This window comes from Pseudomonas sp. UM16, assembly GCF_050312595.1.
Taxonomy (GTDB): Bacteria; Pseudomonadota; Gammaproteobacteria; order Pseudomonadales; family Pseudomonadaceae; genus Aquipseudomonas.
In genome coordinates this window covers 20274-41055 of record NZ_JBNPJT010000012.1, presented here as the reverse complement: position 1 = coordinate 41055, position 20782 = coordinate 20274, and the positions used below count along the sequence as shown (strand labels likewise).

The 20782-nt window shown below is 60.9% G+C and carries 19 protein-coding genes; 14 read left to right on the top strand and 5 right to left on the bottom strand.

Annotation, left to right across the window (positions count from 1 at the left end):
• Positions 1-56: 56 nt before the first annotated feature.
• Positions 57-2285 (bottom strand): TonB-dependent hemoglobin/transferrin/lactoferrin family receptor, encoded by a 2229-nt coding sequence (locus tag ACQRAX_RS15600; protein WP_412039522.1) that lies wholly within the window; start codon positions 2283-2285, stop codon positions 57-59.
• A 244-nt stretch (positions 2286-2529) separates the two neighbouring features.
• On the opposite strand from ACQRAX_RS15600, the gene ACQRAX_RS15595 reads away from it, so the two are divergent.
• The 6 genes from ACQRAX_RS15595 to ACQRAX_RS15570 are packed head-to-tail and all read left to right on the top strand — an operon-like array spanning position 2530 to position 7977.
• Positions 2530-3246, top strand: coding sequence for an energy transducer TonB (locus tag ACQRAX_RS15595; protein WP_412039523.1), 717 nt, complete (start codon positions 2530-2532; stop codon positions 3244-3246).
• A 17-nt stretch (positions 3247-3263) separates the two neighbouring features.
• Positions 3264-4334, top strand: a complete 1071-nt coding sequence (locus tag ACQRAX_RS15590) for a hemin-degrading factor (protein WP_412039524.1) — start codon at positions 3264-3266, stop codon at positions 4332-4334.
• Between the two features lie 12 nt (positions 4335-4346).
• A complete protein-coding gene (locus ACQRAX_RS15585; RefSeq protein ID WP_412039525.1) occupies positions 4347-5234 on the top strand; it encodes a heme/hemin ABC transporter substrate-binding protein in 888 nt (295 codons plus the stop codon).
• 50 nt (positions 5235-5284) lie between these two features.
• Complete coding sequence (locus ACQRAX_RS15580; RefSeq protein WP_412039648.1) at positions 5285-6268, top strand: FecCD family ABC transporter permease; 984 nt, start codon at positions 5285-5287, stop codon at positions 6266-6268.
• The gene (locus ACQRAX_RS15575; RefSeq protein ID WP_412039526.1) at positions 6268-7035 is read left to right on the top strand and encodes a heme ABC transporter ATP-binding protein; all 768 of its coding nucleotides are present in this window, start codon (positions 6268-6270) and stop codon (positions 7033-7035) included. The genes ACQRAX_RS15580 and ACQRAX_RS15575 overlap by 1 nt, the downstream gene beginning before the upstream one ends.
• Before the next feature lie 57 nt (positions 7036-7092).
• Positions 7093-7977 carry a ChaN family lipoprotein gene (locus ACQRAX_RS15570; protein ID WP_412039527.1) on the top strand — a complete coding sequence of 295 codons (885 nt, stop codon included), beginning with the start codon at positions 7093-7095 and terminating at the stop codon, positions 7975-7977.
• A 50-nt stretch (positions 7978-8027) separates the two neighbouring features.
• On the opposite strand, the gene ACQRAX_RS15565 is transcribed toward ACQRAX_RS15570, so the two are convergent.
• Positions 8028-8756: an aspartate/glutamate racemase family protein gene (locus ACQRAX_RS15565; protein WP_412039528.1), complete on the bottom strand. Its 729-nt coding sequence runs from the start codon at positions 8754-8756 to the stop codon at positions 8028-8030.
• A gap of 24 nt (positions 8757-8780) precedes the next feature.
• Positions 8781-10310, bottom strand: coding sequence for an NCS1 family nucleobase:cation symporter-1 (locus ACQRAX_RS15560; RefSeq protein ID WP_412039529.1), 1530 nt, complete (start codon positions 10308-10310; stop codon positions 8781-8783).
• Between the two features lie 482 nt (positions 10311-10792).
• Here ACQRAX_RS15560 and ACQRAX_RS15555 point away from each other — a divergent pair, with 482 nt between their 5' ends.
• Positions 10793-11479 carry a GntR family transcriptional regulator gene (locus tag ACQRAX_RS15555; RefSeq protein ID WP_412039530.1) on the top strand — a complete coding sequence of 229 codons (687 nt, stop codon included), beginning with the start codon at positions 10793-10795 and terminating at the stop codon, positions 11477-11479.
• A gap of 118 nt (positions 11480-11597) precedes the next feature.
• Entirely contained in the window at positions 11598-12797 is a 1200-nt protein-coding gene (locus tag ACQRAX_RS15550; protein WP_412039531.1) for an amidohydrolase family protein, read from the top strand.
• Between the two features lie 63 nt (positions 12798-12860).
• Here the strand turns inward: ACQRAX_RS15550 and ACQRAX_RS15545 are convergent, their stop codons facing one another.
• A complete protein-coding gene (locus ACQRAX_RS15545) occupies positions 12861-13697 on the bottom strand; it encodes a 5'-nucleotidase, lipoprotein e(P4) family (RefSeq protein ID WP_412039532.1) in 837 nt (278 codons plus the stop codon).
• Between the two features lie 319 nt (positions 13698-14016).
• Between ACQRAX_RS15545 and ACQRAX_RS15540 the strand changes: the two genes are divergently transcribed.
• Positions 14017-15228, top strand: a complete 1212-nt coding sequence (locus ACQRAX_RS15540) for a GGDEF domain-containing protein (RefSeq protein ID WP_412039533.1) — start codon at positions 14017-14019, stop codon at positions 15226-15228.
• Here ACQRAX_RS15540 and ACQRAX_RS15535 read toward each other — a convergent pair.
• On the bottom strand, positions 15170-16030 hold the full coding sequence (locus ACQRAX_RS15535) for a LysR family transcriptional regulator (RefSeq protein WP_412039534.1): 861 nt from the start codon (positions 16028-16030) through the stop codon (positions 15170-15172). The genes ACQRAX_RS15540 and ACQRAX_RS15535 overlap by 59 nt on opposite strands.
• A 93-nt stretch (positions 16031-16123) precedes the next feature.
• Here ACQRAX_RS15535 and ACQRAX_RS15530 point away from each other — a divergent pair, with 93 nt between their 5' ends.
• The 5 genes from ACQRAX_RS15530 to ACQRAX_RS15510 all read left to right on the top strand — a co-directional run bounded on the left by ACQRAX_RS15530 (position 16124) and on the right by ACQRAX_RS15510 (position 20649).
• The gene (locus ACQRAX_RS15530; protein WP_412039535.1) at positions 16124-16573 is read left to right on the top strand and encodes a multidrug/biocide efflux PACE transporter; all 450 of its coding nucleotides are present in this window, start codon (positions 16124-16126) and stop codon (positions 16571-16573) included.
• 69 nt (positions 16574-16642) lie between these two features.
• Positions 16643-17332 carry a S24 family peptidase gene (locus ACQRAX_RS15525; protein ID WP_412039536.1) on the top strand — a complete coding sequence of 230 codons (690 nt, stop codon included), beginning with the start codon at positions 16643-16645 and terminating at the stop codon, positions 17330-17332.
• A gap of 80 nt (positions 17333-17412) precedes the next feature.
• Positions 17413-18702, top strand: coding sequence for an NAD(P)/FAD-dependent oxidoreductase (locus ACQRAX_RS15520; RefSeq protein WP_412039537.1), 1290 nt, complete (start codon positions 17413-17415; stop codon positions 18700-18702).
• 13 nt (positions 18703-18715) lie between these two features.
• Positions 18716-19273, top strand: coding sequence for a helix-turn-helix domain-containing protein (locus tag ACQRAX_RS15515; protein ID WP_412039538.1), 558 nt, complete (start codon positions 18716-18718; stop codon positions 19271-19273).
• 23 nt (positions 19274-19296) lie between these two features.
• The gene (locus tag ACQRAX_RS15510) at positions 19297-20649 is read left to right on the top strand and encodes a glutamine synthetase family protein (protein WP_412039539.1); all 1353 of its coding nucleotides are present in this window, start codon (positions 19297-19299) and stop codon (positions 20647-20649) included.
• The last annotated feature ends 133 nt before the right edge of the window (positions 20650-20782 follow it).

Here is a 20782-nt window from a genome sequence, read left to right as displayed (position 1 = left end):
ACTGAGTTGTTTAAGCCGCGCTCGCCCCTTGCTGGGCAGCGCGGCGATCAGTGCTATCAGATCTCCCAGATCACATTGACGGCGGCATAGCGTCCTGGCTGACTTAAACGACCAAGATCAGCAGCATTGGTGTCGCGACCTTGAACATCACCCCAGTTCCAGTACTCCTTGTCGGTGACGTTGAACAATCCGCCATTGATCGACACTTGCTCGGTCACCTGCCACCAGGCATTCAGATCGAGTACGCCGTAACCGGGGGTTTCGAACTGACGGTCGATGCCCAATTCGGCATCGCTACTGTGATCGACGCGGTCTTTCGATTGCACCACGGTCCAGGTCAATTGCCCACCGTAGATACCGCTCGGCGCATCGTAACCCAGGCCAATGACGGCCTTGAGCGGGTCGACGCTGTTGAGCGGCTGACCGGTCTCTTCATCTTCGCCGCGGGCATAGGCAATGGAACCCAGCGCACGGGTGCCAACAGGCATGAAGGCGTCGAGTTTGATATCGCCTTTGGCTTCGGCACCACGAATGGTGACCTTGCTAAGGTTGCGTGACTGGAAGGTCAGCAGGCCAGTGCCATTAGGATCCGCCACGGTGGCGGTGTCGATGAAGTCCTTGTACTTGTTGTAGAACAACGCGATACCGAAACTGCCCAGGTCGTAACGCCCACGCAGGCCAAGTTCAAAGCTGTCACTGGTTTCAGGCTTGAGGTCCGGGTTGCCGATCTGCTGGTAGCCGTGCTGCGGGTTACTGAATTCACCGTACATGTTCACCGGGTTTGGCGCACGGAAGCCAGCGGCGTACTGACCATAGACGCTTTCATGGTCGGTCAACTGGTAAGTAACGGCAAATTTCGGTGAGAAGTGATCGTCGGAGATGCGTGACGGATCAGTCTCTGACGGCAGACCATTGAGGTATTCGTCGGTGACGTGCGGGGTCTGCCGATAGTAGTCGTAACGCAGGCCCGGCATCAGGGTCCAGCGGCCGATCTCGATGCTGTCCTGAACGAACAGGCCCAGCGATTCGCTGGTCGGATCCGGGAAGTCGCTGACCGGGAAGTTCTCGGTGGCCGGCACAACAGCACCCGTGTCCAAGCGAACTTCCTTGCCGGTCCGCAGGTTGCTGGATTCGATGCGTTTGACTTCACCACCATAGATCATCAAATGCTGGGTATCGCCGACCGCGAATTGTTTGTCCACCTGAGTGTTCAGGCTCCACAGTCGCTCATCGTACTGCGAGTCACGCGAGCGCACGCGGTCGACCCCAGAGACGGTCTGACGCTGTTGCAAGGTCTTCTGGTTGTTGTTGCTTTCCTGGTAGTTGAGCTGCCACTTCAAGCGGTCGGCCAGCAGGCTGTCCAGGCTCAAGGTGTGCTCCAGGCTATAGCGGTCGCGGTCAATGCTGTCTTTGGATTGCGAACCGAGGATGGCTGGGCTCATGACGGTCGCCCGGGAAGTGATGTCGCTGAGTAGGTTGCTGTTGGCGTCGTCCTGATAGCGCTCGTAGGTGAACTGCAAGCGGTCACCGTCAGCATAGTCCCAACCCAGTTTCGCCAGCAGGTTCTCGGTGGTGTAGTCGAGCGGGTTAGCTTCCTCGCGGGAGGTGCCAACGCCGCCGTTGCCACCAAAGGTGTCGGTGGACTGACCATCGCGGCGCCCCAGGTGCAACAAGCCATCCACAGTGCCGGTGCGCCCGGCGAAGGTGGCGCTGCGTTGCCAGCTGTCATCGCTGCCGTCATAGCCAGTCTTGAACCGGGTGTAGGTGTCGTCGCCGTCTTCAAGGTAGTCGCCTGCATCTTTGGTCAGGAAGCTGACCGCACCACCGATGGCATCGCTGCCGTACAGCGAAGAGGCTGGGCCGCGAATGATTTCCACCTGTTTGATGGTGTCGAGGTCAACGTAGTTGCTGCGCACGTCCTGGAACGGGCTGAAGAAGTTGCTTTGTGGCACCCGCACACCATCGACCTGGGTCAGCACCCGATTGCCATCGATGCCGCGGATGTTGGCCCCCGCCAGACCGAAGCGGCTACCGGTGCCGTTGACCGAAACGCCCGGCTCGTAACGCACCAGATCTTTGAGATCCTTGACGTTGTGCTGATCGATTTCACGTTCGTTGTGCACCGAGACCGTGCTGGGTACTTGCAGCAGCGTCTGTTCGGTACGCGTGGCGGTCACGCTGATGGTGTCGAACTGAGTAGCAGGCTCGGCGGCCAGGGCCAGCGAGGGCGAAAGCAGCAGCAAGGCAAGCCAGGAACGCCGAGAAAAAGGCGGGCGAATCGACATCTAACTTAACTCCTGATGGTCAGGCCGCGGTGCTTGCAGGCCGGCCTCCTGGCGCGCCTGCGTTGACCGTCGGGGCTGACGGGGATGTGTTTGATTTTGTTATGAGCTCAGCAAGTGGCCCCTTTCTGTGAGGGGTCTGGGACTGAAAAACGCTCCGTTAGCAGCGGCGGCGACGATAACCAGCTTGACTTACAAATGCAAATTATTACCATATGCATTACGTTTCAATAAGAATTAGATCTGCATGAAGCACGCTTGGGCCTACCTGGTAATGTCAGTCGCGCTGCATATGAGCGTGGGCTGGCTGCTGCACACGCTACGGGCAGAGCCCGCGCCTCTGGCGTGGCAAGCGCCAATGGCGATCCAATTGGTCAGCCTGGCCTCAGCAGCCGAAGCGCAACCGGCGCCCGCTGCTCGTGTGCAACCACAACCGGTGCCACTGCCTGCCAAACCGCTTGCCGCCACCAAGCCTGCCCCCACTATCGCCAAACCATTGCCGCCCAAACCACAACCGGCGCTGGTCAAATCTGCACCGCAGCCACCGACCAAACCGCGCCCGAGCCAACCCGCCATTGCGTCTGCAGCCTCGCAAGCAAGCACCAGCACCGCCAGTACAGTTCGTGCGCCAGCGCCAGCCCCAGCCCCGGCCGCGCTGCCACCACCCACTTCACCGGTGCTGAGCCTGCGCCCCAGCTTTATCAGCCCTCCCCCGCCACCTCGCTACCCGTCGCAAGCACGTCGGCGCAACCAGCAAGGGACCGTTCGGGTCGAGGTGTGCCTGGATGAACGCGGCCGTCAACTGAAGCTGACGCTGGTGCGTTCATCAGGCGTGACAAGCCTCGACCAGGCTGCGCTCGAAGCGGTGAGCCAATGGCGTTTTCGCCCCGAAGTAGTCGACGGCAGGGCTGTGCCCAGCCGCGTGGAAATACCAATAGAATTCGCCCTTACGGCGAACCGATGACCCTGAAGGAGTTGACCATGACTGCCCCAACACTCGCCCGGGCGACCGGCCCTGCGCTGTACCAACACTGGCAACAGCTGCGCACTGAGCAATCCGGCCTGCGCGCTCGCGATGCCGCTGCCAAACTTGGCGTTAGCGAGGCTGAGCTGACCGCCAGCCGCCTGGGCGTCGATACCGTCCGCCTGCGTCCGGAATGGGCGGCGCTGCTGCCAGCGCTTGGCGAGTTGGGTTACATCATGGCCCTGACCCGTAACGAGCACTGCGTGCACGAGCGCAAAGGCGTGTACCACGAGGTGACAATCATGGGCAGCGGTCAGATGGGCATGGTGCTGTCACCAGACATCGACCTGCGCCTGTTCCTCAGCGGCTGGGCCAGCGTGTTCGCCGTCGACGAAACAACTGCCCGCGGCCCCCAGCGCAGCATCCAGGTGTTCGACCGCCAGGGCACTGCAGTGCACAAGGTGTTCCTCACCGCCACCAGCGAAGAATCGGCCTGGGCACCCCTGGTAGAACGTTTCCGCGCCGAGCAGCAAAGCACCGAGCTGGACTTGCAACCCCTGCCAGCCGCCAAGGCGCCGCGCGCAGATGCTGACGTGGATGCCGAAACCCTGCGTAGCGAGTGGTCGCAACTGCAGGACACCCACGACTTCTTCGCCCTGCTGCGCCGCAACGACGTGGCGCGAACCCAGGCCTTGCGCCTGGCCGGTTCCCAATGGGCCGAGCCATTGGCCACGGTCGAACTGACCAATCTGATGGAAGAAGCCGGCAAGCGCGAAGTACCGATCATGGTCTTTGTCGGCAACAAGCACTGCATCCAGATTCACTCCGGGCCGGTCAACAACCTGCGCTGGATGGACACCTGGTTCAACGTCCTCGACCCGGCTTTCAACCTGCACCTGAAAACCACTGGCGTGACTGAGCTGTGGCGTGTGCGTAAGCCAAGCGTCGATGGCATTGTCACCAGCTATGAAGGCTTCGATGCCGACGGTGAGCTGGTCATCCAGCTGTTTGGGGTCCGCAAACCGGGCGTACCAGAACGTGCCGACTGGCGTGAGCTGGCAGAATCCGCACCTGCGATGACCGTCTGAGGAATCACATTGATGCGTAAGAAAATCCTCCTGGCCTGCGCTGGCATGCTGTTCAGCCAGATGGCCAGCGCCAGCGATACCTTGCCTCAGCGCTGGATCAGTGCTGGCGGTGCGTTTAGCGAATGGGTGGTTGCCCTGGGTGGCGAAAGCAAACTGGTCGGTGTCGACAGCACCAGCCAGTACCCACGCTCGTTGCAAAACCTGCCTGCTATCGGCTACCAGCGCCAGCTGGCGGCCGAAGGCATCCTGGCTTTACGCCCAGACATTCTGGTCGGTAGTAACGAAATGGGACCGCCTCCGGTGCTGGAGCAACTCAAGGCGTCGGGTGTACGCATTGCGTTGTTGTCGGCCAAGGCTGACCTACCAGCCCTGCAGCACAACCTGACAACGTTAGGCCAATTGCTGGGCAAGCAGGCGCAGGCACAATCGCTGCTTGCCGACTATCAACAGCGCTTGCAGCAGCAGGCCGCAGCGGTCAAACAGGCTCAGCAACAGTACCCGGCACCACGGGTACTGATGCTGCTTAGCCATTCCGGGGGCAATCTGCAGGTGGCTGGCAAGGACACCCTGGCCACTTGGATGATCGAGCAAGCTGGCGGCAAAAGCCTGGGTGAGCACAGTGGCTACAAGCCGGTGTCCAGTGAAGCCATGCTGGCCCTCGACCCCGAGGTGATCCTCTTCGCCGGTGGCCGTCTGCAAGGTGACGCGGCGCGCGCCGCACTGCTCGAGCAAAACCCGCTACTGGCGCAAACCCAGGCCGGTCGTAACGGTCGGGTGCAGGTAATCGATCCGACCCTGTTGATCGGTGGATTGGGACCAAGGGTGCCGGATACGCTGACAACATTGACCATGGCCTTCTATCCGAAGGCCAAGGCGTTGAGTGCCGAGGCAAGCCAATGACGGCAATTGTCCGCCCACGGCCCATGCTGCTGGTGCTGGGTGTGGTGCTGATGATGGTGGTCTGGCTGTCTCTGGCCTTGGGCCCCGTCAGCCTGCCGTTGGCTGATACGCTGAAGGCCGGGCTACGCTTGCTTGGTATGGGGCTTGATGGCGATGTCGCACACCAGGCGGATCTGATCCTCGGTCAGATCCGTATGCCCCGCACCTTGCTCGGCATCGCCGTCGGTGCGGTGCTGGCGTTGTCCGGGGTGGCCATGCAGGGGTTGTTTCGCAATCCCTTGGCCGATCCTGGCCTGGTCGGCGTCTCCGGTGGCGCTGCGCTGGGCGCAGCCATCGCTATCGTTGGCGGCAGCCTGCTCGGTGGACTGCCACCAGCAATCGAGCCCTATGTGCTGTCAGTCTGCGCGTTTGCTGGCGGCCTGATCGTCACCGCGGTGGTCTATCGCTTCGGTCGCAGCAACGGCCAAACCAACGTCGCCACGATGCTTCTTGCGGGTGTGGCGATGACCGCCATGGCCGGCGCGGGTGTTGGTCTGTTCACTTATCTTGCCGATGACGCCACCCTGCGCACCCTGACCTTTTGGAACCTGGGTAGCCTCAACGGTGCCAGTTACCAGCGCTTGTGGCCATTATTGATTGTGGTCGTCGGCGTGGCCTTATGGTTGCCGCGCCGGGCAGCCGCACTCAATGCGCTGCTGCTGGGCGAATCGGAGGCCCGCCACCTGGGCTTCGATGTCGAGCGGATCAAGCTTGAACTGGTGTTGTGCACCGCCCTGGGCGTCGGTGCCGCCGTTGCTGCGGCCGGCTTGATCGGTTTTATCGGCCTGGTGGTACCGCACCTGATGCGTTTGCTGGTCGGTCCCGATCATCGCGTTCTGTTGCCCGCCTCGATGCTGGCCGGTGCCGGTCTGTTGTTGATGGCCGACCTGATCGCCCGTTTGCTGCTGGCTCCGGCTGAATTGCCGATCGGCATCGTCACCGCGCTGATTGGTGCACCGTTCTTCCTGTTCTTGCTGGTACGAGGGCGCACCTGATGCTTGAAGCAGACAACCTGTTGGTTCGACGCGGCAATCGCACTGTATTGGCCAATATCGGTATCCAGCTGCGCCCGGGCGAAGTGCTCGGCGTACTCGGCCCTAACGGTGCCGGCAAAAGTACCCTGCTCGCGGCATTGTGCGGCGAATTGCCAATTACCGAAGGCAGCGTCAGCCTTGAACAGCGCCAACTCACCGACTGGCCTGGCCAGGAGCGCGCTAAACGCTTGGCAGTGCTACCGCAGAGTTCAAGTTTGAACTTCGCCTTTTCGGTCACCGAAGTGGTGGGCATGGGGCGCCTGCCACATGCCAGCGGCCGCGTGCGCGATAGCGAAATCGTCACTGAAGCGCTGACAGCTGCCGACGCCCTGCACCTGGCCGAGCGCAGCTACTTGGCACTGTCCGGCGGTGAACGCCAACGCGTGCACCTGGCGCGGGTACTGGCCCAGCTCTGGCCGGGTGCCGAGGGGCAGACGCTGTTGCTCGACGAACCGACTTCAATGCTCGACCCGCTGCATCAACACACCATTTTGCAAGCGGTGCGCGACTTCGCCGAACGTGGCGCGGCGGTGCTGGTGATCCTTCACGACCTGAACCTGGCCGCACGCTATTGCGATCAACTACTGTTGTTGCAAGACGGCTTGCCACACGCCTATGGCCCACCGGCTGAAGTACTCACCGCCGATGCGCTGGCGCAGGTGTATGGGCTGCAAGTGCTCATTCACCAGCACCCGGAACGTGGCCACCCTTTGATCATCGCCCGCTGATCCATTTCCCCCTCGCTCGGCGCTGAGCGAGGGGCAACTCTCTAGCAAGGAATCCCGATGCGTGTTCTGCTGCTTTGCCTGCTCAGCCTGTTGGCGGCTTGTCAATCCCACGAGGTACTGCCACCCCCGGCACCGATCGCCCCACAAGGGCGCGACCATGCCGAACTGGGAATGATCCGCGAACTGGCCACCGGCCGTACTCTCACGCCACAACAACTGATCAAACGCCTGGCTACGGCACCACGGGTGCTGGTCGGCGAACAACACGACAACCCTGATCACCACGCTGTCCAGTTGTGGCTGCTGCGCGAGCTGGCCAGCCAGCGGCCACAGGGCAGTTTACTGATGGAGATGGTCAACCCCGATCAGCAAGAAAAGGTGGATGCAGCACAAGCGGCGACCCGTGCCGGCCAACTGCCGAGCGATCCATTCCAGGCCCTGGCCTGGCAGGCCAACTGGGACTGGAGCTTGTACGGGCCACTGGTCACCTACGCCCTGCGTCAGCCGTATCCATTGCTGGCAGCCAACCTCAACCGGGCGCAGATCATGCAGATCTACAAACAGCGCCCCGTGCTCGAAGGCTCGGCGTCGACGCGCCCAGAGGTTCAAGCGACACTGCTCGATGATATTCGCCAGTCCCATTGCGGGCTGTTACCCGAGTCGCAAATGCCGGCCATGCTTGCCGTGCAACAACAGCGCGACCGGCGCATGGCCGAGCGTCTGTTGGCAGCACCAACGCCTGCGCTGTTGCTGGCCGGTGCCTTCCATGTGCGTAAGGATCTGGGCGTGCCGCTGCACTTGAGCGACCTGGGTGCTGGTGAGGGTAATCAGGTGTTGATTCTGGCCGAAGTGGGCAAGACGGTGACCGCCGAGCGTGCCGATTACGTGTGGTACACGGCAGCACAACCGGAACAGGATCACTGCGCGAAACTGCGCCGCTGAGTTGAACGCCAATACCCCTGCACCCGGGGTATTGGCGTGTTTGGCACTGATCAGCCGAGCAACGCGCGTGGCCAGCCCACAATCTGCTTGGGCCGCGGGGGTGCGTAAGTACGCACCTTGGAGGTACTCAACTTCAGGCGCACCAGCGATTCGGCCAAGGCCACCGCAGCTGTCACGCCATCCACCACCGGCACACCGGTGCGCGCCTGGATGCGCTCATCCAGCCCAGCCATGCCACCGCAACCCAGGCAGATCACCTCGGCCTTGTCCAATCGCACCGCCTCCTCCGCCTGCAACACCACCGCCTCGATTGCCCGCTCGGGATCTTCCTCCAGTTCCAGCACCGCCAGGCCACTGGCGCGCACTGAGGCACAACGGCTGTCCAGCCCCGCCAGCTTCAAGCGATCCTCGATCAGCGGCACGGTGCGATCAAGGGTGGTGACCACCGAGTAGCTGTGGCCCAACAGCATGGCAACACTGGCCGCCGCCTCAGTAATGTCCACCACCGGTACATTAAGCAGTTCCTGCAAGCCTTCGCGACCATGCTCACCGTAACCGGCCTGGATCACCGCGTCATACGGCTGGTCGTAGGTCAGTACCCGCTCCATGACGGCAATGGCGGCCAGGTAACTCTCGAAGTTGCCCTCCACCGACTCGGCGCCAAAGCGTGGGGTCAGGCCGACGATCTCGGTGCCCGGCGAGGCCACGCTACGCGCCTGACGGGCAATGGCTTCGGTGATCGACACCGTGGTGTTGACGTTGACTACCAGTATTCTCATCAGTCAGTTCCTTGTGCGTGACGCTCAGTGCTGGGCGCTGTCGACGGCAAAGTGCTCGCCGGAACAGTCCACGTAATGTTTATTGCGATCAGAAATCAGGTAGTACACGCCACCGGCAATTGCCGCGCCGAACAGCCAGGAGAACGGCGTCAGGTCACTAAAGGCCGGGACCAGCGCCAGTAACACCGCCGCGATAGCTGAAGGCACCAGAGCGGCGATAGCTTTGTAGTTGACCCCACGAGTGTAATGGTAGGTACCGCTGACAGCCTCGCTGTAGAGGTCCGGGACATGCACCTGGGCTTTGCGGATCAGCCAGTAGTCGACCATGATGATCCCGTACAGCGGCCCCAGCAGCGCGCCCAGCCCAGAGAGGAAGTAAACGATCACCAGCGGGCTGTTGTAGAGGTTCCAGGGCAGGATCAGTACCGCCAGGGTGGCGCTGATCAGGCCGGCGCGGCGAAAGTTCAGGCGGCTGGGGGCCAGACTCGACAGTACGAAGGCTGGGGCGACGAAGTTGGCCATGATGTTGACCGCCACGGTGACGATCAGAAACGCCAGGCAACCCAGGACCAGGAAGGTCTTGTCAGGAATCGCGGCGATGATCTGGGTCGGGCTGTCGATGATCGTGCCATCGATGCTGAACTGCGCCCCGGACAACACGAAGCTGATCACCGCGAACACCAAAATGTTCACCGGCAGGCCCCAGAAGTTGCCGACGCGGATAGTCTTGCGGCACGGCGAAGAACGGGCGAAGTCGCAGAAGTTGAGGATCAGCGTGCCGTAGATAGCCAGCCACAGCGCACCGCCGGCGAATACCTGAGTCCACATCTTGACGCCAGTCAACGGCTCACCCACCGACCAGGCCAGGTTGCCATCCACCCGCACGTACATCCACACCGCCAGTACCAGCACGGTAGAGAGAATCACCGGGCCGGCAAAGGACTCGTACTTGCGCACCATCTCCATGCCGAAGGTCAGAATCACCAACTGCACGAACCAGATGGCGACAAAACTCGCCCAGCCCAGGCTGGACAGCCCAAGGATGGTGTTGTGGTCGAAACTTGCCAGCTGCGGCCACACCGCCACCAGCAACACCCGCAGCACCACCGAGGCCAGGTAGGTCTGAATACCGAACCAGGCAATGGCGATCACCGCACGAATGATCGCCGGCAGTTGCGCCCCGTAGATACCGAAACTCATGCGACTGATGACGGGGAATGGCACCCCGGTTTTCTGCCCCATGTAGCCGGACAGGTTCATGAAGAAGTACACCAGCGCCGCACCGACCGCCAACGCTGCAAGCATTTGCCAGCCGGACAGGCCGAGGGCGAACAGGCCCATGGCAAAGGAGTAGTTGGCGATGTTGTGCACATCGTTGGTCCACAAGGCGAAGATGCTGTACCCCCCCCAGCGTCGACCGGCAGCTTTGGTCGGGGCGAGGTCAGCATTGTGCAGCTTGGGGCTCAAGCTACTGTGACCTGGCCCGGACGCTGCAACGACTGGGTCAGGTGACAGGTACGCGGTATCCAGAGGTTTGGAAGTATCCAATTGCATGTTCCCCGGGCTCCTGCTGCAGCGCCTGTGGTGCTACAGCACATTATTGTTGGATTTGAAGAGTTGGGACCGCTGTCGGCGCCTGGACGCCGATGCATACAAAGATTGCATACAATTTTTGTATTACGATTTCAGAAGAACAATATGTGTGCCAAAGAGGCTCCGATCGGCATCCAGAAATTTCTGATTGATACCAATATACCTTTGATTTATATAGATAAAAAAATTGATCAGGCAGGCGTTTATGCTTATTAACCTGACCAAATGGTCAACCTGACAGGCGTTACTGATGAGAAAACGGGTAACGTATAACGCAAACATGTATGCACTTGAGTGCTACCAATGCACACAAAACCATAGAAAATATGGGCTCAATTAATGCCAAAGCCCATGCAGGTGTCAGCGATCAATTTTCTCCTGAAACTTTTGGTCACCGCGGATTTGCGGCATGCTTGGCCCATCAAGGAATCTCGGAGCTGGCAATGACGGAAAAACTCCCCGCATCGACCGTAGAGCGCGTCTATCTCGGGGTCCATGAGGCGATCAGAAAACGCACCCTGCGCCCCGGCATGAAACTGGGTGAGTCCTCGCTTGCGGAGTTGTTCAAGGTCAGCCGCACGTCGGTGCGTGCCGCACTCAAGCAATTGGAAGGCGACGGCCTGGTTTCCACCGAGCTGAATAAAGGTGCCTGGGTATCGCTGCCCAGCGACGAGGACATCCGATCGGTGTTCGAAACCCGACGCCTGATCGAGATCGGCATTGTCACCGAGCTCTGCCGTCGCGCCGACAAGAGCCTGCTGCAGCCGTTGCGCCTGCATGTGGCCGAAGAAGAAGCCGCCGCCGATGCCGGTGACCACGCCCGTTATGTGCACCTACTGGGCGAATTCCATCTGCGCCTGGCCGAGGTGCTCGACAACCCGGTGTTGATGGACTGGTTTCGCAAACTGATCGAACGCGGTTCGCTGTACGCTTCGACCCTTGATGACGAACGCCACGAAGCCTGCCGTGGCAACGAGCACCTGCGCCTTATCGAGCTGCTCGAAGCCGGCGATCAGGCGGCCGCTATCGAACTGGTCTGCACCCACCTGCGGGGTATCGAAGAAGCGATTCTCAAGGCCGCACAGTCGCTGAAGGCCGATTACCATCCACTCAAGCATTTGCTTGGCTGATGAGGTGAGCAACTTTTCACCTGCATTCATAAAACCACTGCTATCGATCCCGATATTTAATTGGCCGATAGCCGCAGGCTTTTTGTAGGGTGTGCAGCCTCCCCCAAGAGGTCGTGAAATGTTTGATCGCGTATTCGTCAATGCCGTCGCTGCCGACGGCAGCCCACTGTCCCTGGCCGTCGTCGATGGCCGTATCGCTCGCCTGGGTGCCGACCTCGGCCCCCTCGATGGTGTAGAACGCATTGACCTGGGCGGGCACCTGTTACTGCCCGGCTTCGTTGACGGCCATATCCACTTGGACAAGAGCTTTGTCGGCGACCGCTGGCATCCGCACCAATCAGTCGGCAGCCTGCGAGAGCGCCTGGCCGTGGAAAAGCATGAACTGGCCCTCGCCCCTTCGATCGTCGAGCGCGCCGGTGCCTTGATCGCCCAGGCGGTGTCGTTCGGCACCGTGGCCATGCGCAGCCATGTCGATGTCGATGCCAGCACCGGCCTGAACAACCTGCATGCGGTGATGGAGGCGCGGGAGAAATGGCGCGGTATCGTCGACATTGAGCTGGTAGCCTTTCCACAAGCCGGAGTGATGTCCTGCCCGGGTACCGCAGATGTGCTGGAAGCTGCGATCCGCGACGGCGCCGAAGTGATCGGCGGCATCGACCCGAGCACCCTCGACGGTGACGCCGAAGGGCAATTGGATGTGGTCTTCGGGATTGCCGAGCGCCATGGCGTGAAGGTCGACATCCATTTGCACGAGCCAGGCCTGCAAGGTGTTGAACAACTGCAACGGATCGCCGAACGCACCTGCGCCGCCGGCCTGCAGGGGCGTGTGAGTGTCAGTCATGCCTATGCCCTTGGCCAGGTGCCTGAAGCGGTACTTGAGCGCATCGCCGCAAGCCTTGCCCAAGCGCGGGTTTCGATCATGACCAATGCCCCCGGTGATCATGCCTTCCCACCGATCCTGCGCCTGCGCGCTGCCGGGGTGAACGTATTTGCCGGTAATGACAATATTCGCGATGCCTGGTGGCCCTACGGTAATGCTGACATGCTCCAGCGCGCCATGCTGATCGGCTATCGCTCAGGCTTCTACAGCGATGAAGATCTGAATGTAGCCTTGGCCATGGCCACCTCGGCAGGTGCGGCAGTCATGGAGAAAAACGACTACGGGTTGAAGGTGGGCAACGACGCGACCTTTATTGTGCTCAAGGCCGACAATGGCGCTGCTGCCGTTGCCGCGGCCCCGGCCGAGCGGCGGATGGTCCGCCGCGGGCAGTTGCTGGATGCGCCCGCCGGGCTGCAGTTCGACATCCGGCGCGCCTGAGTAGCGCTCACGGCTTCAACAGCAAATCCCGACAGCCTTGCAGCCGTCGGGATTTTTTTGCGCTCAGTTGGCCGGTTGCCAACCGCCCCGTTCGGCCGCCTGACGAAATTTGGCGCGATTTGCCGGAGTGTCGGCAGGCTCCGATTCGCCAAAGATTGCCTTGAGCCAATGGCCGTCAGTGGGGTTAGGGAAAATGATGTACTGGCTGCCGAACTTGCTGCGCTTGTCATCGACCAATTGGGCGCGCTGGTCCACATTGTCGACGTAGAAACTGCGCTCGAAATCGTTGAGGTTGTCGCCCAGCATCAGCACTACGTTGTAGTGCTCGGCGACCTTGTGTTGCGCCGGCTCCTTGTTCGAACTCTCGCGCAGGATGGTCACATGCGCCTCATCGGCATAGGGCACCTTGTGCTTGCGCAGGTTGTTCAGCGCGTACTCGTAGGTCTTGTCGCCCTGGTCGCGGCTGGAGACGTAGAAGATTTCCACCCCACGAGACTTGGCATACTCAAGAAACTCAAGCGCTCCCGGGGTCAGCGTCGGTCCATTGTCGGCGACCCAACGATCCCAGGCCGCATCATCAAAAAACTCTTTGTCCTGAGCAATCAGAAAACCCCAGTAGCTATTGCTGCTAAGAATGGTGTCGTCGATATCGCTGATGATCGCTGGCTTCTTGTCACCCGGTTTCTGCTCGGCCAGGGCCTGATCCAGGCGCGCTTTGGCGACGTTGAAGCCTTGGTAGTACAGGGCACGGAATTCCGCGGCGGTCTGGCGCCAGGCCACCGCATCGAGCAACAGGTTGGAGTGCACGGCGACGGGTTGAGCGTTGGTCGTCTGGGCATTGACCAGGGGCGCGGCCAAGACCAGCAACGCCAGGGAGATCGCATTCTTCAGAGATGCCATTGGGGGAGCTTTCCTTGTGATCTGCCGCTCTTGGGCGACGGCAGTTACTGTACTCATACCGCAGGCCGCCAGCCCGCCACAATCGATGCGACGCGCAGGTGCAAGAATGTGGCGCACCCACGCATCTTGTCTGGCCCTAGGTACCGAATTCGAACCGACTGAACGCGCGAGTCAGTTCACGGTAGCAGTCTTTACCCTTGTCATTTTGCTGCGCCAAGCACGCCCTCAGTGCTGGCAAAGTAGCATCTGCTCCGCTAGCATGCCGCTGAAAAACCGGCACTGGCCGGCTGGCCGCAAGGCCGCATGGAGAGCGAAACACGTGCTGCTGAGCATCCCCACCCTGTTGCTGGTGGCAATTTTCATCTTCAGCCTGATGGGGCTGCTGACCCTGCATGCCTGGAGTCGCGGCACCCGCGAGCAGACCTTGGGTTACCTGGGCGGCATGCTGATGTTCGCCGCGTTGGGCGCATTCCTGGTCAGTCTGCGTGGCCAAGTGCCTGACTGCATCGCCCTGGTGCTGGGCAATATCATCCTGTTGCTAGGTGCGGCGCTGAACTGGACGGCCATGCGGGTTTTTGGCGGTCGAGCGGCACACCTGCCTGGCATCGGCGTGGGCGCGCTGATCTGGTTGTTATGGGCTTTGACGCCGAGTTTCTACGCCGACCTTGGCTTGCGCGTGACCTTGTACTCGCTGATCACTGCCAGTTACGCCAGCCTGTCGGTGTTCGAGTTGTGGCGCAACCGCAAGTGTCTGGAAGTAGCTTATCTGCCTGCCCTGCTGTTGAACCTGGCGCACGCGGGGTTCTATGCCGTGCGCAGCGTTGCCGACCAAGGTGTGTCGTTGGAACACGCACTGGCCAGCGCTGGGCGCGGTACGGTTTTTTTCGCCTTCATGCTCTTCGAGTCGATGCTCTACGCCATCGCCATCGCCTATGTGACCCTGGCCATGGTGCGCGAACGCACCGAGCTGAAATTCAAGGCCGCAGCCTATGCCGATCCACTGACCGGTATCGGCAATCGCCGCGCGTTCATGTCACGCGGCGCGCAGCGGCTGAGTGAATGCGCCCGGCGTGAAGCACCGGCGACGCTACTGCTGTGCGATCTGGATCACTTCAAACGGCTCAACGATGCCTATGGTCATCAGCTTGGCGATCAGGCACTGATTGCCTTCGCGCAGGTCGCCAGCCAGAGCATCCGCCAGGACGATGTGTTCGGCCGAATCGGTGGTGAAGAGTTCGCCTGCCTGCTGAGCAACACCGACGAACAGGAAGCCCTGCAAGTCGCCCAGCGCATCTGCAACAGCTTCCATGGATTATCGACGTTCGAGCCCGGGCTACTCAGCGTCAGCATCGGCATCGTCACCAGCAGCGCCGGCGAACATGACTTGTCGCGCCTGCTGTCGATGGCCGACAGCGCCCTGTATGCGGCCAAGGATCAAGGGCGTAACCGCGTGCAGGTATACCGCAGGCCTGTTACTGCTCGCGAGACAGCCAATCCAACAACCACAACCCCGCCGGCCCAGGTGGGTTGAGCCGCGACCAGGCCGCGTCGACTGCAATCGGTCGCGGCCATCCGCCCAACACCAGCTCCACCAACTGACCGTGGCCATATTGCTGCACCAGGCCACAGGGTAACTCGGCCCAGCCAAAGCCCTGTTCGGTCATTTCCAACAGCAACAGGTAATCGGGTGCCGACCAGACTCGCCCCTGGGGTTTGTTCTCACTGTCGGTGTAGGTGTTGAGGTACAGCTGGCGATGACTGGCCAGGTTCGCCTGGGTCGGTTGTGCCAGCGCCGCCAAAGGGTGCTCACGGGCAACGAAAATGCCCATCTGCGCTTGCTTGGGCAATCGTCGTGCGCCGATGTCTGGTGGGTAGTTCGCTTGTGCCGCCAACAACCCCAGGTGCGCGCGCCCACTCTGCAACAAACTCAAGACATCACCGGCCTCGGCGATCATGCATTCGAGCTCGATATCCTGGTAACGCTGCTCGAATTGATGCATGACGTGGTTGCCAGGGGAGAGCTGATACATATCCGAAAGGACCAAGGTAAGGCGAGGCTCGACGTTATCGGCCAGGCGGATGCTCAATTCATCCAGGCGCTCGCTGGCAGCGAGAATCTCCTGCACGTGGCCGAGCACTTTGCGCCCAGCTTGCGTCAGCACTGGGTGTCGGGCCTGGCGGTCGAACAGGCTGACGCCCAGGTCCGCCTCCAGGTTGGCAATGGCGGCACTGACGGTGGACTGGCTCTTGCGCAACTTGCGCGCCGCCGCCGAGAACGAACCCAGGGCAACCGCTTCGACGAAGGCTTGCAATGCTTCTGGAGAATAACGCATGGGTGTATCGCTTTTATCGATGGAATCCATTTTTAACATAAGCAAAAAAGCGATGACAATCACCCCATCGAAACTAACCTTTCAGGTGTTGTCATGATCACGTCCACTAAATCCTTCGCCGAGCGCATTGTTCACGCGGTGGGCTTCGAGGCCATTGCCGTACTGATCTGTGCGCCAATCGGCGCCTGGTTGCTCAATCGTTCGATGCTTGAAGTCGGCACCCTGGCGGTGGTGCTGTCGACCGTAGCGATGCTCTGGAACATGCTTTACAACAGCCTCTTCGACCGGCTCTGGCCCATTGAGCGGTTGGTGCGCAGCATCAAGGTCCGGGCCCTGCATGCCAGTGGTTTCGAGATCGGCTTTGTGCTGATCGGCGTACCGATTGCCGCGCTGATGCTTAACCTGTCGCTGGTAGAGGCATTCATGCTGGAGATCGGCTTCTTCGTCTTCATGCTGCCCTACACCATGGCCTACAACTGGGCTTACGACCTGCTGCGCCAGCGCTTGGTCAAAGCCCGCAGCGCGACACTTCAGGTGCAGTAAGTGGTTTTGTCCCTGGGCGCTTTTGGTTTAGCCTGTTTAGCACATAGCTAAATAATGGCTCCGGCGCCCATGAACATTCACAGCATCCGCAAGACCAACCTGCTCCGTCTGATCGGCAGCCAACGTAAGGCAAGCTGCGCCGAACGCTGGGGGATCAGCCCGGCCCACCTGAGCCAGATCCTTTCGCAAAAGACCGAGAAAAACCTTGGCGACGAGGTGGCGCGGCGCATCGAAACGGCCGAAGGTTTGACGCCGGGCTGGATGGATGTGTTGCAAGAGGATGCGCCGACGCACCACGGCGTACCGATAGCAAATAGCGCCCTCACAGGGTTTGTCACCATCCCGCATTTCGACATCCGCGGCTCCATGGGCGCAGGCAACACGCCGCCAAGCCATGTCGAGGTGATTCGCGACCTGACCGTGCACCAGGACTGGCTGCGTGGCCAAGGCATCAGCTTTTCCAGCCTGAACAATCTTGCAGTCATTTGCGGCGACGGCGACAGCATGGCCGGCACCTTCAATGACGGCGATGCCTTGCTGATCGACCGCGGGATCACCGAGGTGCGTACCGATGCCATCTACGTTTTCAGCCTCGATGGCGACCTCTTCGTCAAGCGCCTGCAACGCATGACCGGCGGCGGTTTGCGGATGATTTCCGACAATCCGCTGTACCCCGCGCTGATGATCGAAGGTGCTGCTCTGGAGAAGTTGCATATCCAGGCGCGGGTGCTGTTGGTGTGGAACGCTCGACGCCTGTAAAAAACGCCGAGCTTGGTTCCGTGAAATTTATCTGGTAACTTTTCATGAAAATATACCAATAAAAATTCACGAGACCCGCCATGTTCAAGCAATCCGCCCAGCATGTCGACAGCTACTACGCCCGCACCTACCCCGGCGTCATCCCGTTGCGCCCTACCCTGCATGAGGGTCTGGACACGCAGGTATTGATTGTTGGTGCCGGTTTCAGTGGCTTGCACACCGCCCTGCGTCTGGCCCTGGCCGGCAAGCGGGTAACCGTGCTGGAGGCCAGCCGCGTGGCCTGGGCCGCCTCTGGGCGCAATGGCGGACAAGCGCTGCTGGGCTGGTCATGCGACATGCCGCCGTTGGAAAAGTCACTGGGCCTTGAGCGTACCCGGCGCCTGTGGGACAGCATGTGCTGGGCGGCTCAAGAGCTGCGTGAACTTCCCGCGCGGCATGGCTTTGATGTCGATTACCGGCCTGGCAGCCTGTGGGCTGCGGTACTGCCACGACGGGTCGGAATGTTGCGTGAAGCCCAACGCGAGGCCAGCGAAAAATGGGGCTATGACAAACTGCAACTGATTGAACGTGAGGCGCTGCCCGAGTGGATTGCCAGCCCACGTTATCAGGCTGCGCTCTATGACCCAGAAGGCGCTCACCTCAACCCGCTGAAACTGGCTCAGGGCCTGGCCGCGGCACTCGAAGCGGCCGGTGGTCGCCTGTTCGAACAGACCCGTGTGCTCGATTACCGCGAGACCGCCAACGGCTTTGTCGCCCGTACCGAGCACGGCGAAGTCCGCAGCGACGTGCTGGTGCTGGCCTGCAATGCCTACATCGACAAGCTCGACCGACATCTCTCGCGACGCCTGCTGCCAGTCGGCTCTTACCAGGTGGCCACCGCGCCCCTGGACCCAGCGCTGGCCCAATCGCTGCTGCCGCATAACAGCTGCGTGATCGACAACCAGTTCGTTCCCGACTATTTCCGTCTGACCCCGGATCACCGCCTGCTGTTTGGCGGTGGCTGCACCTATCTGGGTGGTATTCCAAAAGACGTCGAAGCGGCTACTCGGCCGGTGCTGGAACGTGCCTTCCCGCAATTACGTGGCGTTGCCATCGAGCACGCCTGGGGCGGGCATATCGACTGCAGCCTGCGGCGCACCCCGGACATCGGCCGCAGCGGTCAACGCTACTGGTTGCAGGGCTTCTCCGGGCATGGCGTACTGCCGACCCTGGCCGGCGCCCGCGCGGTCAGCGATGCCATTCTCGGCGACAACGATTTGCTGGCGTTGTACCAGGCCATCGACAACGGCCGTTTCCCCGGCGGTGACGCCCTCGCGGCGCCGCTGGAAGCGGCGGCCAAAGCCTGGTACCGCCTGCGCGACAACCTTTGAAGAGGACAGCTCCATGGACATGCAGGATGAAATCGAAGGCCTGGCGATCCTGATCCGTGACCTGCGCAAGCACCGCAACCTGACGCTGGGTGAACTGGCCCAACGCATCGACCGCTCGGTGGGCTTTTTGTCCCAGGTCGAGCGCGGCCTGTCGCGCCCCACCGTCGCCGACTTGACCGCCATCAGTGAAACCCTGGATGTGCCCACCACTTACTTCTACAACCTGAGCAAGCCGCGGGAGCTGGACTGGGTTACCCGTCCCGGCGAGCGGCGCACGCTTTACTACGCCGGTGGTATCACCGACGTACTGGTCTCTCCCAAGCTCACTGGCGGTTTTTCCATGCTTGAAAGCCATCTGGCTGCCGGTGCCAGCAGCGGCGAAGGCCACCTGGATGACAGCTCCGAACAAGGCGGCTTCGTTCTCGAAGGGCAGTTGAGCCTGTGGCTCGATGATAGCCCTGAGCCAGTAACCCTGGGCCCCAATGACAGCTTCCAGCTACCGCCACACAGCCAGTTTCGCTACGCCAACCTGACCGAGCATCCCACCCGGGTGCTCTGGGTATTCCGTTGAACCACGCTGCAGGATCGCAATCGATGACAACAACAAAAAGCTTCCCCGATCTGCTCACTGAAGTCCGTGAGTTTCGTACTCGATTTCCCGAGGTACGCTATGTAGACCTGATCAGCCTGGATATTCCCGGGCATTTCTACGGCAAGCGCTACCCCATCGACATGCTTGAAAAAGTCGCCGCTGGCAGCCCCTTGAAGCTGCCACAGAACTGCGTACTGCTGGGCGTTCAGGGCGGTCTGTTCCCGATCGCTGACTACTGCTTCCACGATGGCGATCCGGACGCTCCGCGGCGCCTGATCCCGGGCACGCTCAAGCCGGTGCGCTGGGAGAATCAGCCACTGGGACAGATGCTGATCAGCTCCGACGGCACCCATGCGCCCATCGAGTTCGAACCGCGAGAAGTGCTTGCTCAGGTTCTGCAACGTCTGGAACGTCGCGGCATTCGCCCAGTGGTGGCGTTCGAACTGGAGTTCTATCTGTTCGACCGTGCGCTCAAGGAAGGCCTGCCACAATTCCCCCGCGATCCGTTCACGGGTGACCCCGACGACCAGCCGAACATGCACATTGAGCGCCTGTCACGTTACTCCGATGTGCTGCGCGAGATGGTCGAAGCGGCCAATGAGCAAGGCGTCGACGCCAATGTCATCACCGCTGAGCTGGGCCCTGGCCAGTTCGAGATCAACTTCGGCCACTGCGATGACGGTTTGCGCGCTGCCGACTGGGCCGCCCTGTTCTGCCGCAGTACCCGTGGCGTGGCGCTCAAGCATGGGATGCGCGCCAGCTTCATGAGCAAGCCGTACCTGGAGGCACCTGGCAGCGGCATGCACGTGCATGTCAGCCTCTATGACCAGGAGGGCAACAACCTGCTGGCCGCCGATGACCAGCGCCCTTTGCGCCATGCCGTGGCCGGTTGTCTGGAAGTGCTGCCACACTGCATGCCGATCTTCGCCGCCAACCACAACGCCATGCGCCGCTACGGCGCCATGGTCAATGCGGCCAGCCGTGCCAGTTGGGGTTATGAGGACCGCGATGCGTGCATTCGCATTCCAGAGTCTGACCCACGCAACCTGCGCATTGAACATCGCCTGGCCGGCGCCGATGCCAACCCTTATCTGGTGTTGGCGGCGATCCTCAGCGGTATGGAGCATGGGCTCGATGCCGCCTGCGAACCGATTCCCCCGCTCAATGAAGACCGCAACAGCGGCATCGATTTCCCCAAGGACATGCTTACCGCTGTCAGTGCCATGCGCCAGCATCCGGTGGTCAATGAGCGCTTGGGTAGCGAATTCGTCATGGTCTATTGCGAGAACAAGCGCCAAGACCACCTGGCGTTTCTGCAGGACATCAGCGCCCGAGAGTATCGCTGGTTCCTCTGACCGGCAGCCCATAGGCTACCAGACGTACCACTTAAGCTAAATTAATTTAGCTGTTTTTATTGACGAAAATTTAGCTTGAGGCTAATTTCAATGGCAGGCGCGACACATTTTGTCGCGCCTCATTGGCAATTAC

Bases quoted from the DNA above. Each gene is read 5' to 3' on its own strand.
- ACQRAX_RS15600 (WP_412039522.1), bottom strand. From the start codon at position 2,285: ATGTCGATTCGCCCGCCTTTTTCTCGGCGTTCCTGGCTTGCCTTGCTG.
- ACQRAX_RS15595 (WP_412039523.1), top strand. From the start codon at position 2,530: ATGAAGCACGCTTGGGCCTACCTGGTAATGTCAGTCGCGCTGCATATG.
- ACQRAX_RS15590 (WP_412039524.1), top strand. From the start codon at position 3,264: ATGACTGCCCCAACACTCGCCCGGGCGACCGGCCCTGCGCTGTACCAA.
- ACQRAX_RS15585 (WP_412039525.1), top strand. From the start codon at position 4,347: ATGCGTAAGAAAATCCTCCTGGCCTGCGCTGGCATGCTGTTCAGCCAG.
- ACQRAX_RS15580 (WP_412039648.1), top strand. From the start codon at position 5,285: ATGATGGTGGTCTGGCTGTCTCTGGCCTTGGGCCCCGTCAGCCTGCCG.
- ACQRAX_RS15575 (WP_412039526.1), top strand. From the start codon at position 6,268: ATGCTTGAAGCAGACAACCTGTTGGTTCGACGCGGCAATCGCACTGTA.
- ACQRAX_RS15570 (WP_412039527.1), top strand. From the start codon at position 7,093: ATGCGTGTTCTGCTGCTTTGCCTGCTCAGCCTGTTGGCGGCTTGTCAA.
- ACQRAX_RS15565 (WP_412039528.1), bottom strand. From the start codon at position 8,756: ATGAGAATACTGGTAGTCAACGTCAACACCACGGTGTCGATCACCGAA.
- ACQRAX_RS15560 (WP_412039529.1), bottom strand. From the start codon at position 10,310: ATGCAATTGGATACTTCCAAACCTCTGGATACCGCGTACCTGTCACCT.
- ACQRAX_RS15555 (WP_412039530.1), top strand. From the start codon at position 10,793: ATGACGGAAAAACTCCCCGCATCGACCGTAGAGCGCGTCTATCTCGGG.
- ACQRAX_RS15550 (WP_412039531.1), top strand. From the start codon at position 11,598: ATGTTTGATCGCGTATTCGTCAATGCCGTCGCTGCCGACGGCAGCCCA.
- ACQRAX_RS15545 (WP_412039532.1), bottom strand. From the start codon at position 13,697: ATGGCATCTCTGAAGAATGCGATCTCCCTGGCGTTGCTGGTCTTGGCC.
- ACQRAX_RS15535 (WP_412039534.1), bottom strand. From the start codon at position 16,030: ATGCGTTATTCTCCAGAAGCATTGCAAGCCTTCGTCGAAGCGGTTGCC.
- ACQRAX_RS15530 (WP_412039535.1), top strand. From the start codon at position 16,124: ATGATCACGTCCACTAAATCCTTCGCCGAGCGCATTGTTCACGCGGTG.
- ACQRAX_RS15525 (WP_412039536.1), top strand. From the start codon at position 16,643: ATGAACATTCACAGCATCCGCAAGACCAACCTGCTCCGTCTGATCGGC.
- ACQRAX_RS15520 (WP_412039537.1), top strand. From the start codon at position 17,413: ATGTTCAAGCAATCCGCCCAGCATGTCGACAGCTACTACGCCCGCACC.
- ACQRAX_RS15515 (WP_412039538.1), top strand. From the start codon at position 18,716: ATGGACATGCAGGATGAAATCGAAGGCCTGGCGATCCTGATCCGTGAC.
- ACQRAX_RS15510 (WP_412039539.1), top strand. From the start codon at position 19,297: ATGACAACAACAAAAAGCTTCCCCGATCTGCTCACTGAAGTCCGTGAG.